Consider the following 12913-nt stretch of genomic DNA (forward strand, 5'->3'; position numbering starts at 1 on the left):
AAGTGGCAGGGGCAGTAAGGCTCGAACTTACGACCTGCGGTTTTGGAGACCGCCGCTCTACCAACTGAGCTATACCCCTTTAACACCTTAGCCGACCACGAAAATCACTTGGCCGCTTCGGTATGCGTTCCCTTTAAGGCGCACGGAAAAGAATGGCAAGCGCTTTTTATTCGCTTTCGGAAGAAACTGTTGACGCCCTCCCCGCCACGTTTTTTCCTCGGCCGCTTAACCGGTTACCCCCAAGCCCGTCACCTCAACGAACCCCTTTTCGGCATCCGAATGCGCTGGTTTGATACCTTTCGCAACCGACCTTTAATCTTTTACGGCTCAAGCGCACTGCGATCGGACCTGATCAACTGACGCTCCCGATACTTGCGCTTGAAGTGTGCGACGTTGCGCGTCACCGAACGCCGCCATTTACGGACTGTCGCCAGCGAAAAGAATCTGTCGAGCTCTTGCGCCACACCGCGCCAACCACGGCGTTTCTTAAGACCATAATTGCTGCGGCCAAATCCCGAATGGCTGACGCCGGTTTCGGCCAACCACGCCATGATCGCGCCCTGATCCTTATAAAAGATACTAATCTCCGCCTCTGTCCGGAAACCGGCATAACCTTGCGGTAGTTTTTTATAGCAGGACAACCGCTTGACGGTCGGATTGAAGGTGAAGCTATGCCAGACACGATGCGCGGTCGGCGGTATCCGCCAATACCCTACATCTTCAACTGCCTGCGCCTTACGCCGAATGTCACGGGGCATGTCGTCATCGGTTCTGAGTTGAACGAGCGCCACTTGCGGGTCCCGCTTCAGTATTTCGATGCCCCTGCCCACAACCTTAGAAACAGGAAATGCCCAGTCGTCTTCGAGATGCAGGATGTAAGGGGTTTGCACTTCCGAATATGCCCGGTCGATAGAGCGGTGCTGCCCAATGTTGACGCCGTTCAAAATGACGCGGATCGGTTGCTCTGGATACCGCGCCGGAATCGCCCACACCGATTCGTCGTCAGAGTCCTCGATAATGATAAATTCCCGTAGCGGGTAATCATTAGTAGAGAAGAAGCTATCGAGAGTTCCGATGAGAAGATCAGGACGGCGGCAGCTGGTGAGCACAACAGTTAAATCGGACATGAAGTCGTCTCGGAAGAAAACTGGCCGATAAAAACAAGCCAGCCAAGCGCTAATCAATATAGTTTCATCTACGTCAAACGAGTTGCAGGCGAATTACGCCGCTAAATACAAATAGAATTACATAATAATAAAGCATAAATCACAACTATCTTAAATATATCGCATAATATACGTACAAAATAAGTAAAATATCAGAATTTGGACTCACATAATAAAATTATACGAATCTTTCAACTATATAAATTTACAAAAATCGATTTTTACATAAAAAAACGGCGATGCCGAAGACACCGCCGTTTTATAACTAGATATTTAAATCCGGCGAAACCGCCGTCTGTCGAAGATTACTCGACGATAGAAGCGACGATGCCGGCGCCGACGGTACGGCCGCCTTCGCGGATAGCGAAGCGCAGCTTTTCTTCCATCGCGATCGGAACGATCAGCTCGACTTCAACAGTGACGTTGTCGCCAGGCATAACCATTTCCGTGCCTTCTGGAAGCGAAACGATACCGGTAACGTCAGTCGTACGGAAGTAGAACTGCGGACGGTAGTTCGTGAAGAACGGCGTATGACGGCCGCCTTCTTCCTTCGTCAGGATGTAGGCTTCTGCCATGAACTTCTTGTGCGGCTTGACCGAACCCGGCTTGCACAGGATCTGGCCACGCTCAACGCCGTCACGGGTAACGCCGCGAACCAGAGCACCGATGTTGTCGCCAGCCTGGCCCTGGTCGAGCAGCTTGCGGAACATTTCAACGCCGGTAACCGTCGTCTTCGACGTCGGACGAATGCCGACGATTTCGACTTCTTCACCAACCTTGACGATACCGCGCTCAACGCGACCCGTCACAACCGTACCACGGCCAGAGATCGAGAACACGTCTTCGATCGGCATCAGGAACGGCTGGTCGATCGGACGCTCAGGCGTCGGGATGTAGGCGTCAACAGCAGCCATCAGCTCGCGGATTGCATCTTCACCGATCTTCTTGTCGGAATCTTCAAGAGCAGCAAGTGCCGAACCCTTGACGATCGGGATATCGTCGCCCGGGAAGTCGTAGGACGACAGAAGTTCGCGAACTTCCAATTCGACGAGCTCGAGAAGCTCGGCGTCGTCAACCTGGTCGACCTTGTTGAGGAACACGACGATCGCCGGAACGCCAACCTGGCGAGCAAGCAGGATGTGCTCGCGCGTCTGCGGCATCGGGCCGTCAGCTGCAGAGCAAACCAGGATCGCGCCGTCCATCTGGGCAGCACCGGTGATCATGTTCTTCACGTAGTCGGCGTGGCCGGGGCAGTCGACGTGTGCGTAGTGACGGTTCGGCGTTTCGTACTCAACGTGCGCCGTCGAGATCGTGATGCCGCGAGCCTTTTCTTCAGGAGCAGCGTCGATCTGGTCGTACGCCTTGAACTCGCCGAAATACTTCGTGATCGCAGCAGTCAACGACGTCTTGCCGTGGTCGACGTGACCGATCGTGCCAATGTTGACGTGCGGCTTATTGCGCTCAAACTTGCTCTTTGCCATGTGAATTGCTTCCTGTGAACGTGAAGTAGTTTTCCCGGCGAACCGGTTTGGTGTCGCCGTTTAAGGCTTTGTAAGCGAATGCGCAAGACTTAATTGTCAAAGCACGGTCGCGCACGCCTAAGGCGCGCCTCAAGGTGCATATATGGTGCGTTCCGCGCGATATTCAAAGCTGGCTCAGCCTTCCCACGCGACGGGCAGACGGGACGCACGGACGGGACCCTGCCTGTACCCCTCTTCGCACAATCGGATCGTTAAATAAGCTTTTTCTTTATCACAACTTCTTTACCTGGACCCTCATCATGGCTTAAGGAAATTTCATCTCCGGGGGGAGACGGGCGAGCGGGACGATGCGCCCAGGCGCAAAACCTCTATGCCACATATTGATCAGCCGCGCTCTCCGGCGCGAAATTACATCCGTTTCAGGACCGCTCAATGGAAATCTTCACAGCCGCCGGCTTCACGGCATTCATGCAAGTCATTGCGATCGATCTCGTTCTCGCAGGCGACAATGCCATCGTCATCGGCCTTGCCGCCGCCGGTCTTCCCGCCCATCTTCGCCGCAAGGCGATCCTGGTCGGCATCATCGCCGCCACCGTATTGCGCATCGGCTTTGCCGCCGTAACCGTGCAGCTTCTCTCCATTGTCGGGCTACAACTCTTCGGCGGGCTCCTGCTTGCCTGGGTGTGCTGGAAGATGTGGTCCGAACTGCGCGAAGCCGCAGGCTCCATCGAAGACGAGGTGACGGACGAAGAGGCTGACCTGACCAAAGGTCACAAGACCTTCTTTCAGGCCGCAACCCAGATCGTCATCGCCGATGTGTCCATGTCGCTGGACAACGTGCTTGCCGTCGCCGGTGCCGCGCAGGACCATGTCACGGTGCTGATTATCGGTCTCGTCGTCTCGATCGCCCTCATGGGACTGGCCGCCAATTTCGTCGCCAAGTTGCTGCACCGCTACCGCTGGATTTCGTATCTTGGCCTGATGGTCATCATCTATGTGGCGCTCAACATGCTGTATCACGGCGTGATCGAAGTCCTGCCCTACATCAAGCCTTATTTCGGCTGAGACTGGCAGGCACATATTCGTCCCGAAAGGCCTGGAAACGAGAGTTTCCGGGCCTTTTCTTTTCATACCCACACAAATGCACCCTTGCCTGCACAGCATTGCAAGCGCACGCGCAGGTGAAATCGGCGCACAGGGGAATCGGTCTCCGCGTCCGCTGCAACATTCGGATAAGACAGGGAAATCGTGATTTTTTGCCTATGGATTTTGGCAATTGAGGTCAGCCACGGGCAAGCCTAGTGAGCTAGTTAATAAGTCATAAAAATAAAAAGAAAGGTAAAGCTGCCAATGGCTTATGACTGGACCGGCGGTCGCACCCGCCGCCTTCGCAGGATGAAGCTGGGCGCTGTTGCAAGCTCACTAATCCTGCTGGCGCTCTTAACAGCGCTCGTTCTAGGCTGAACGCGCTGCGCGCAATTCAACGCTGACCGGCGGCATGGCAAGGTTTCCCAAAACCGCCCTGCCGCCGCTCCTTCGGGGGCAACGTCCATTCTTTGTTGGCAAGATTTGCCGAATATCAGCCGCGAAGGGATGTCGTGGTTATGCCGCCAAACATATGCATTGAAGCAGGTTCATTTCGGCTCTGAAGCTGCGGCAAGACCTATCGAAACAGCCAATAAATGACGCCAAGCACCAACGTCCACATCAGTAGTGATATGGCGAGTACAGCGAGGTAGTTTCGAAATCGTCTGGTCATCCGCCCACATTGCCGGCCAGCCGCCACGGGACAGCCGTAACCGTTTGATTGCTGGATGCGGATCAAGCCGCAAGATCAACTCTTTCTATCAAGATGCTGAATCGCAAACCATTCGCAGATTTTACCCGCCCGAAACCGGGGTTGCCTGACCATGTGAATATCAACCCGCCGGTAAGCGTGAAAACGCTGGGCCACGCTTGCCGCAGGATTTGCAGGGCACAGGAAAAACCGCACGTCGTTCTGGACGTGGCTCAGACACGCTCCGGTCAACCGAATCGACAAATTAAGTCCTTCGGTATGATGTCTGATGACGCGTCATTGCTGGGGCAACGGCGATCAGCCGCCGCCCCAAAAAAGCGCGTCAGCTCTTCAAAGCCGTATTGCACAGGCTCCAGTAACCGCCACCCTTCTGAATCCACTTGAGATCGCCGAGCGTGCCGTCATCCTTGTTCTTACGATAAGAGTCGACGCAGGTCTTCAGGCGGGCCTTGCCAGGAGTCTCGCTTGAATATTTCTTATCGACAGCACTCGGAAATACGACGCTCTTCGGAGCCTTTATCGTCGCCTTTTCGGGTTCTTTGTCGGTGGTAGCCGCAACTTGCTTGTCGTCGGCCGCGCTTTCGGCAGCAGCATCGCTACCGCAGAACTTGGCGCGGTAGTCGTTCCACTTGACGTCCTTCGCGGACCCGTCGGCTTTCGCCGCCTGGTATTTCACGCTGCACTCTTTCATGGTGAGCGCCGCTGCGGGGGAGACAAACGCCGCCGATGCGAGCAGCGCTAAGGATGAGAGAATTACAACCCTGTTGATCATCGAAGACTCCCGTGTGCATGATTGCCGGCAGACTATCCGACCGGACTTTCAGCTTGTCAACGAGCAGTGCAACAAGCACTGAAAGTCGAATTGGCGGGGAGCAAAATGTACTCATCGGGCGTGGCGTTTTCGCGGTGAGGACTGCTGCATCACTCAGTGACCATCGATATCCACAATCAGCCCGCCGCCAGAGGCATCTCCGCCTTGCCACGCGAACGACGGCAGCACCGCCCAACGAATCACGTATTCGTGTGACGTCAACCCTGCATCGGAACGAAATTCCTTAATTTTCGTTAGCATCTCGAACGAATAACGAGGATTTATCGATGTTGAGGATGCCGAAGACTATCTCCGCGCTCGCTCTTGGCGTCGCAATATCTACCGCTTTTACCGTGCCCGCCAGTGCGCTGAGCCTCATACAACCGGCCTACGAACAACAGGAACAGGCGCAGAGTTCCGACGGTCGCGGCTATCCTGCATCCGCCTTTGCCGCGGGCAAGGGTGAAGAGGCGTCATCCAACGGTTACGCCCTCTCAGAATCGGAAATAAACCACGTAAAATGGTGTGCAGCGCGTTACGCATCATACCATCCAACCGACAACAGCTATATGGCAGCCGCCGGCATACGGACGCAATGTCGTTCTCCGAATTGATTCAGCCGTGCCGCAGCGCACCGCGTCCCAGCCAATAAGATAAAATTTACTTTAAATTCTATTGACCTGAACCTTTATCCGGGTTGGCCGTTTGAAGCGCGTGCCAGCGAGGAAACGCGATGATGTGGAATCTTGAAAAACTTGAGCAAGAGCGACTTGATCTGATCGAGGTCATTACTGCCCTGCGCCACACTGAACGCTTGTCGACAGCGGATCGCACCTCGATCTTTGAGAAAATTACGGCGCATATGGTGAGGTTAAGCGAGCTCGACGCAGAGAAAATGCGGATTCAGTCGGCCTTGGAGGCGAGCTGAAAACAGCCAACGCTGATTGGAGGCTGCACATCGGCGCGAGGCAAAATTATCGATCTTTTTGAGAAGTTTTGGAGCGGGTAGCGGGAATCGAACCCGCGTATTCAGCTTGGAAGGCTGCTGCTCTACCATTGAGCTATACCCGCGGTGGTGATTTTGATCCTGCGCAGAATGGTGGAGGGAGTTGGATTTGAACCAACGTAGGCGTAGCCAACGGATTTACAGTCCGTCCCCTTTAACCACTCGGGCATCCCTCCAGCTATCTGCTAGGATCGAGCAACCAAGCTCTTCAGATTTCTCTCCGGCGAAGCGCCGTTGCGTCGTCTGTGGCGCGTATATGACGGCCTCGTTCGCTTCTGTCAACACGCCGTTTCACGAATTTTCGGGAAAAAATTCAAACCTCTTTGCAGGCCTGTGGATTATCGCGGGGGCTGGTGTGCGTCGCGTCCCGGAGATATAAGGCGCCATGAGCAAAGACGATCCAAACGACAAATCCACCCGCGACACGCACTACGCCACCCTGCGCCGTGCCGTGCGCGATGCCAAACGCGAGAGGGGCGAAATTCCGACCCCGCAGCAGCCGAAGCGCCGGAATCGTGGCGCGGAAGACTGGAAGCCGCCGCAGCTTGCGCCGGATCAGGTCCACCTTTACGGCCTGCATACCGTGCGTGCGGCGCTTTCCAATCGCGAACGGCAACTCATCAAGCTGTCGGTTACCCTGAATGCCTTTGCGCGTCTGGATATCGGCGAAGCGGATGCGCAGCCCTTCCCGGTAGAGATTGTCTCACCGCAGGATATCGACAAGGTGCTCGGCCCCGAGGCGATCCATCAAGGCGTGATGCTGGAAACCAGGCCGCTTCCGGTCAAGAAACTCGACGCGCTGAAGAAAAGCCCGTTGATCCTCGTGCTCGATCAGGTTACCGACCCGCACAATGTCGGCGCCATCATGCGCTCGGCGGTCGCCTTCAACGCCGGCGCCGTCATCACCACCATTCGCCATAGCCCGACGGAGTCAGGCGTGCTTGCGAAGTCTGCGTCCGGCGCACTGGAACTCATTCCCTATATCCAGATCACCAACCTTGCCGATACATTGGGCGAGCTGCACAAGCTTGGCTTCTTCTCGGTCGGTCTGGATTCGGAAGGCCCCGCCCCCATCGAGCAAACCTTCACCGGCGCAAAGATCGCCCTGGTGCTGGGAGCCGAAGGCAAGGGGCTACGCCAGAAGACCCGCGAAACCGTTTCGGCGCTCGCCCGTCTCGATATGCCGGGCGAGATCAAATCGCTCAACGTATCGAATGCGGCAGCCATCGCCCTTTATGCAACGCAGCAATTTCTGGGCAAAGCGTCGTCCTGACGCTTACCCTTCCTTGCGAAATCACAAAGCGCAACGCATGCTGCGCCTTTGACATTCGCAAGGAGCAAATCTCGACATGACCGACCTGCCCATCAAACCGACCGGCGAGCTGACACTGCGGACGCTCGCAATGCCGGCCGACGCCAATCCGGCCGGTGATATTTTCGGCGGCTGGGTCATGTCCCAGATGGACTTGGCCAGCGGCATCCGCGCCGCGGAGCGGTCTCGCTGTCGCGTCGTCACTGCGGCGGTAAAGGAAATGGCTTTCGAGTTGCCGGTGAAGATCGGCGACACGCTGTCTATCTACACCGATATCGCCCGGCTCGGCCGCACCTCCATCACGCTGACGGTTGAGGCCTGGGCGCAGCGCTCCCGTTACGACAAGCTGGAAAAAGTCACTGCCGGAACCTTCATTATGGTGGCGATGGACGAAAATGGGCAGCCGACGCCCATCCCTCCGGCGGAGTAGGATGCGATGGAGGCCGCCGTCAACGCCGCGGAAGCCTATGCGCATATCCGCGCCGTCATGGGCATGGTGGTTGGCCTCAGCCTCGCCCGCTTGCTGACCGGCCTTGCCGGTTTCGTGCAGCATCCCAAGAAGGAGCGCATCTATCCCTTGCATATCGGCTGGGTGGCGTTCCTGTTTCTGATGCTCGTGCATTTCTGGTGGTGGGAACACCGGCTTTCCGCCACCAGCCACGTCCTCGGCTTCGGCGCGTTCCTGTTCCTCATCCTGTTCTGCTCGCTGTTCTATTTCCTGTGCGTGTTGCTGTTCCCCTCAGACATGAAGGAATACAAGGGATACGAGGACTATTTCTTTTCCCGTAAAAGCTGGTTCTTTGCGTTTCTAGCCGCACTTTTCGTCACGGATATCGGCGATACGCTGCTGAAGGGACAGGACTACCTCTCCTCGCTGGGCGCTGAATATCTCATCCGCACCGCTATTTACGTCGTTCTGTTCACACTGGCGGCTTTCATCGGCAACCGACGCTTTCACAGGTTTCTCGTCATTTTCGCCCTGATTTATCAGGCAGTCTGGATATTCCGGACCTACGACCTGCTGGCCTGAACATTCCCATCCCGAGGTCGGGTGATAATTGAAAACAGGCCTCGTCTTTCGCCATCGTGTCGCGGTGACACGGCCCGATAAATATGGCATTTCGCTGCAATGGGATTCATTCGCAGGATAATGCAGGACAGAAGTTCGGCTGGCGCCATCGCCACGCTGGCGGTCCTGCTTTTTCTCCTGCAAGGGCTCGTGAATGGCCTGACAAGCGGCAATATGGCCTCAGCCGCGCTGGCGACCGGTGAGATCATCTGTTCCAGCCACATGCCCGAAGGCGGTTCGGGCAAACCGAACCCGGCCTCCAACCCTGCGGGCAAGCTCGCCGACAATTGCTGCGGCACGCTCTGCCGTCTGGCCTCCGTTACCATCGCCGCTCTTCCCGTTACTCCCGTGGAGCCTGCGGACGGGATCGTCCGGGTCGTCGAAGTCGACTTTCTCGACCGCGACACGGTATTGCCGCCGCCGCCACCCAATCTGGAATCGCGCCCACGCGCACCGCCTCCCTCTCTGCAAATGTAAAGAGCGATCCGGCCCTGCCGGAAAATCAACTTTTCTGCGGAGACATCCATGTCCGTTACGACCTCTTTCGAGGGCGAGCGCGCGCCTGCGCAATCCTCGTCCGTCAACCTGTACCGCGCCGTATGGCGCTGGCACTTCTACGCTGGCCTTTTTGTACTGCCCTTTCTGATATCGCTGGCCGTCACCGGTGCGCTCTATCTGTTCCGGGACGAATTCGACAATTTCATTCATTCGGACCTGAAGCGCATCGAAGTGGCGCAGAACGTGCCGAAAGCACTCCCCTCCGATATTCTCGCCGCAGCCGTTGCGGCCGTTCCCGGCACTGCGGTGAAATACACCACGCCAGGCGATCCGGGTGCCTCGACGGAAATTACCGTCAGGACGGCCGAAGGGAAACGCGCCGTCTACGTCAACACCTATACCGGGCAGGTTGCCGGTTCACTGCCAGATCGCGGCACCATCATGTGGACGATCCGCTACATCCACAGCCTGAAATATTTCGGTACCTATACCCGCTATCTCATCGAGATCGCCGCCGGCTGGTCCATCCTGCTCGTCGCCACCGGCATCTATCTATGGTGGCCTAGGAAGCAGAGCGGCGGTGTCTTGACCGTGCGCGGCACGCCGAAAAAACGCGTCTTCTGGCGCGATACCCATGCCGTCACCGGCATTTTCGTCGGCTTTTTCGTCGTATTTCTCGCAGTCACCGGAATGCCCTGGTCGGGCGTGTGGGGCGCCAAGGTCAACGAATGGGCAAATGGCAGCAATTTCGGATATCCGGCAGGCGTGCGGACCGATGTTCCAATGTCCGGCGAACATCTCGATCACATGGCCAAGACCAGCTGGTCACTGGAGCAGGCGAAAATCCCGGAATCCTCCGCATCCGCCACCGGGCAACCAATCGGAATAGATGCGGCCATCGCGCGTTTCGACGGGCTCGGTCTTGCCCCTGGTTATACCGTCGTGCTGCCGACCAAATCGACAGGCGTCTATAGCGGCTCCGTCTATCCCGACGACCTTTCAAAGCAGCGCGTCGTCCATCTCGATCAATATAGCGGCAAACCGCTGATCGACATGAGCTATTCCGACTACGGTCCGCTTGGAAAGGCGCTGGAATGGGGGATCAACGTGCATATGGGCCAACAATTCGGCCTCGCCAACCAGATCGTGTTGCTGGCAGCCTGTGTCGGCATCGTCCTGCTTGCCGTCTCCGCCGGCATCATGTGGTGGAAACGACGCCCCAGAGGTTCACTCGGCGTGCCACCATTGCCGCAGGATAAACGCGTCTTGCGCGGCCTGCTGGCGCTGCTCGCCATCGGTGGCATCCTGTTCCCGCTGGTCGGCGCAAGCCTGCTGGTGATGCTTGTTCTGGATCTGATCGTGCAGTCCCGCGAAAAGCAACGCGCTGCCTGACAAAAAACACGGCCGGGAGATATCCCCCGGCCGTGCCCTTCTGAATTCCGGGCGGTTGGCAGAAGCTTGGCCTTAGAGCACGTCCTGTTTAAACAGAATCGTTTGACGTCCTCTAACTGTTTGTTTCTACGAATTTTCCGGACGTAAAACCGCTACGCACTTTTACTGGAAATGCTCTAGAACATCGTATTATTGTTTGCAGCCTTTTCCGGAACCGGCTGGATCACGTCCCAATGTTCGGTGATCTTGCCGTCGGTGACCCTGAAAATATCGACGATGGCGGCTCCGCGCGCACCCTCTTTATCCGTGGAATGGATGTGCAGATAAACCAGATCTCCATCCGTGGCGCTACGCACGATCCGGGATTTCGCCTGCGGGTTTTCCTTGAAGAAGCCGGTGAAATAGTCGACGAATGGCTTCTTGCCATCAGGCACCATCGGATTGTGCTGCTTGTAGCTGTCGACGATGACGGCAGCGCCCTTCGCCACCTCGTGCTTGTTGAAGACGGTGTCGTAAAAATCGATCACCAGCTTGCGGTTGGCTTCTTCCTGAACCAGATCGCGCTTGGCGGTTTCCGCCAGAACGGGCGCGGCCATCAGCGCGGGCGCGAGGGCAAGAGCAGCGATGGCAAGACGACGTGTCATGAAATTCATGGATGAGACCTCTCAGTAACCGACGGTGAAACGCTGGCGAGAATGCTGCGGCTTTTCGATTTCATCGACAAGAGCGATGGCGTAGTCCTCGAAAGAAATGCGGCTGCCAGCTTCGTTGCTCAAAAGGCTGTCCTTGCCGATACGGAATTTGCCCGTTCTTTCCCCCGGCACAAATTCGGCCGATGGCGACAGGAAGGTCCAGTCGAGCTGCTTTTCCCCTTTCAGACGGTCCAGAAACTCCGCTCCCTTGGTCGCCTCTGCCTTGTAGGCGGCCGGGAAGTCCGGCAGGTCAACCACGCGCTGGCCTGGCGCAATTTCAAGGCTGCCAGCGCCACCCACGACGAGATAACGGGAAACGCCCGAGGCACGGACGGCCTCGATCAGCGTCACCGGATCGCTCGCAGTGAAGTGCACGGCGCTGATCACGGTATCGTGACCCTTAAGCAGTTCCGAAAGCCCTGCCTGATCGAAGACATCGCCCTTTTTTGCCACTACGTTCGGGAGGCTGGCGATCTTTTCAGGGTTGCGGGCGATCGCCGTCACCTGGTGCCCCCGGTCGGAAAGTTCCTTCAGAATACGGGATCCGGCATTGCCGGAGGCTCCGATGAGCGCGATTTTAGCCATGACTTTTTCCTTTATGGGCATCGTTGTAGGTCTAGATAATAGACCGCTAGGGGAAGCTATGGTATCGCAGCCCCGGCTGCAAGAAGTCAGCCGACGCTGATCAGGTCACACGGCGATGACCTGAAAGGGCACGAAAATGGAAAGAGCAGGGAAAATGCCGGATACGCAAACCAAGGAAATCTTCGCCTTCGACCAGCCCTGCCCCATCCGCGACGTGCTGGATCGCATCGGCGATCAATGGAGCCTGCTGGTTCTGGAAGCGCTTCAGGGCGGGGTGCTGCGTTTCAACGAACTGAACCGCAAGATCGACGATATTTCCAAACAGATGTTGTCACGCACGCTGAAACGGCTTGAGGAAGACGGTTTCATTCGCCGCACGCTCTATGCGCAGGTGCCGCCGCGCGTGGAATACGAACTGACCAATCTCGGCCGTTCGTTTCTGGTGCCGATGCAATTGCTGGTGCAGTGGGCGGACGAGAACCACGTCCGCATTTGTACGGCGCGGTTGGACTATGCCAATGGTGGAACGGGATCGTAACACCGTTCCTCGTGCCGTGGCGAAACCTGTCCGCCACGGCAATAGAAAGGCACTATGGCAATCAGGAGCGGAAGATGAAGGAAGCGCCGAAAGCGATGAGCGCAAAACCGATCACGTGGTTGATCGTGATGCTTTCCTTCAGCCAGAAGACCGAGAACAGCGCAAAGACCGCAAGCGTGATAACTTCCTGAATGGTCTTGAGCTGCGCGGTCGAATAGACCTCCGATCCCATGCGGTTCGCGGGGACTGCGAGCATGTATTCGAAGAAAGCGATGCCCCAGCTTGCAACAATCGCAAGGAAGAGTGCGCTGCCCTTGTGCTTGAGATGCCCATACCAGGCGAAAGTCATGAAAACATTGGAGACGATGAGCATCAGGACAGGCCAGATGTGGGCAGGGCTGATCGAGAACGGCATGATTGTTCCTGAATGAAGAAGGGAGGGATGTCACGAAAGGCAGTTTGAAAACGCAACCGTCATTTTTGTCTTTGCTTTAACTTACCGCCGTATGAAACGGAACCGGTTTCTATCAAAGCGTATTCGGCCGCTATGCAACGTATCCGGCCA

15 protein-coding genes and 3 tRNA genes are annotated in these 12913 nt (G+C 56.5%); 9 read left to right on the forward strand and 9 right to left on the reverse strand.

Annotated features, from left to right (window positions below; translation table 11 throughout):
* Positions 1–3: 3 nt before the first annotated feature.
* The 3 genes from G6L97_RS07890 to tuf form a co-directional block, all read right to left on the reverse strand.
* Positions 4–79, reverse strand: a tRNA-Trp gene (locus tag G6L97_RS07890).
* 241 nt (positions 80–320) lie between these two features.
* On the reverse strand, positions 321–1127 hold the full coding sequence (locus G6L97_RS07895; RefSeq protein WP_080800348.1) for a glycosyltransferase family 2 protein: 807 nt from the start codon (positions 1125–1127) through the stop codon (positions 321–323).
* A 344-nt stretch (positions 1128–1471) separates the two neighbouring features.
* On the reverse strand, positions 1472–2647 hold the full coding sequence (tuf, locus tag G6L97_RS07900; RefSeq protein WP_013636434.1) for an elongation factor Tu: 1176 nt from the start codon (positions 2645–2647) through the stop codon (positions 1472–1474).
* 432 nt (positions 2648–3079) lie between these two features.
* Here tuf and G6L97_RS07905 point away from each other — a divergent pair, with 432 nt between their 5' ends.
* The gene (locus G6L97_RS07905) at positions 3080–3712 is read left to right on the forward strand and encodes a TerC family protein (RefSeq protein ID WP_003513029.1); all 633 of its coding nucleotides are present in this window, start codon (positions 3080–3082) and stop codon (positions 3710–3712) included.
* A 1055-nt stretch (positions 3713–4767) separates the two neighbouring features.
* Here G6L97_RS07905 and G6L97_RS07910 read toward each other — a convergent pair.
* On the reverse strand, positions 4768–5217 hold the full coding sequence (locus G6L97_RS07910; RefSeq protein WP_003513030.1) for a hypothetical protein: 450 nt from the start codon (positions 5215–5217) through the stop codon (positions 4768–4770).
* A 326-nt stretch (positions 5218–5543) separates the two neighbouring features.
* Here G6L97_RS07910 and G6L97_RS07915 point away from each other — a divergent pair, with 326 nt between their 5' ends.
* Both G6L97_RS07915 and G6L97_RS07920 read left to right on the forward strand, forming a co-directional pair.
* The gene (locus tag G6L97_RS07915; RefSeq protein WP_111783499.1) at positions 5544–5870 is read left to right on the forward strand and encodes a BA14K family protein; all 327 of its coding nucleotides are present in this window, start codon (positions 5544–5546) and stop codon (positions 5868–5870) included.
* Positions 5871–5989: 119 nt separating this feature from the next.
* On the forward strand, positions 5990–6184 hold the full coding sequence (locus tag G6L97_RS07920) for a hypothetical protein (RefSeq protein ID WP_013636443.1): 195 nt from the start codon (positions 5990–5992) through the stop codon (positions 6182–6184).
* Between the two features lie 69 nt (positions 6185–6253).
* On the opposite strand, the gene G6L97_RS07925 is transcribed toward G6L97_RS07920, so the two are convergent.
* Positions 6254–6327 (reverse strand) — tRNA-Gly (locus G6L97_RS07925).
* A 26-nt stretch (positions 6328–6353) separates the two neighbouring features.
* Positions 6354–6438: transfer RNA gene (locus G6L97_RS07930), tRNA-Tyr, on the reverse strand.
* A gap of 209 nt (positions 6439–6647) precedes the next feature.
* Between G6L97_RS07930 and rlmB the strand changes: the two genes are divergently transcribed.
* From rlmB to G6L97_RS07955, 5 genes are all read left to right on the forward strand, one after another.
* Complete coding sequence (rlmB, locus tag G6L97_RS07935) at positions 6648–7535, forward strand: 23S rRNA (guanosine(2251)-2'-O)-methyltransferase RlmB (protein WP_111783500.1); 888 nt, start codon at positions 6648–6650, stop codon at positions 7533–7535.
* A 76-nt stretch (positions 7536–7611) separates the two neighbouring features.
* Positions 7612–8004: an acyl-CoA thioesterase gene (locus G6L97_RS07940; RefSeq protein ID WP_038491466.1), complete on the forward strand. Its 393-nt coding sequence runs from the start codon at positions 7612–7614 to the stop codon at positions 8002–8004.
* A 6-nt stretch (positions 8005–8010) separates the two neighbouring features.
* The gene (locus G6L97_RS07945) at positions 8011–8604 is read left to right on the forward strand and encodes a hypothetical protein (protein WP_111783501.1); all 594 of its coding nucleotides are present in this window, start codon (positions 8011–8013) and stop codon (positions 8602–8604) included.
* 99 nt (positions 8605–8703) lie between these two features.
* A complete protein-coding gene (locus G6L97_RS07950; protein WP_111783502.1) occupies positions 8704–9120 on the forward strand; it encodes a DUF2946 family protein in 417 nt (138 codons plus the stop codon).
* A 48-nt stretch (positions 9121–9168) separates the two neighbouring features.
* Positions 9169–10533, forward strand: a complete 1365-nt coding sequence (locus tag G6L97_RS07955; RefSeq protein WP_111783503.1) for a PepSY-associated TM helix domain-containing protein — start codon at positions 9169–9171, stop codon at positions 10531–10533.
* Between the two features lie 176 nt (positions 10534–10709).
* Here the strand turns inward: G6L97_RS07955 and G6L97_RS07960 are convergent, their stop codons facing one another.
* Together G6L97_RS07960 and G6L97_RS07965 are read right to left on the reverse strand one after the other, a co-directional pair.
* Positions 10710–11186: a nuclear transport factor 2 family protein gene (locus tag G6L97_RS07960; protein ID WP_065659230.1), complete on the reverse strand. Its 477-nt coding sequence runs from the start codon at positions 11184–11186 to the stop codon at positions 10710–10712.
* Between the two features lie 12 nt (positions 11187–11198).
* Positions 11199–11810: an NAD(P)-dependent oxidoreductase gene (locus G6L97_RS07965; RefSeq protein WP_003513039.1), complete on the reverse strand. Its 612-nt coding sequence runs from the start codon at positions 11808–11810 to the stop codon at positions 11199–11201.
* A 154-nt stretch (positions 11811–11964) separates the two neighbouring features.
* On the opposite strand from G6L97_RS07965, the gene G6L97_RS07970 reads away from it, so the two are divergent.
* Positions 11965–12348 carry a winged helix-turn-helix transcriptional regulator gene (locus G6L97_RS07970; RefSeq protein ID WP_003513040.1) on the forward strand — a complete coding sequence of 128 codons (384 nt, stop codon included), beginning with the start codon at positions 11965–11967 and terminating at the stop codon, positions 12346–12348.
* Positions 12349–12409: 61 nt separating this feature from the next.
* Here the strand turns inward: G6L97_RS07970 and G6L97_RS07975 are convergent, their stop codons facing one another.
* Positions 12410–12763, reverse strand: coding sequence for a DMT family protein (locus tag G6L97_RS07975; protein WP_003513041.1), 354 nt, complete (start codon positions 12761–12763; stop codon positions 12410–12412).
* Between the last annotated feature and the right edge of the window lie 150 nt (positions 12764–12913).

It is taken from the genome of Agrobacterium tumefaciens (assembly GCF_013318015.2).
Taxonomy (GTDB): Bacteria; Pseudomonadota; Alphaproteobacteria; order Rhizobiales; family Rhizobiaceae; genus Agrobacterium; species Agrobacterium tumefaciens.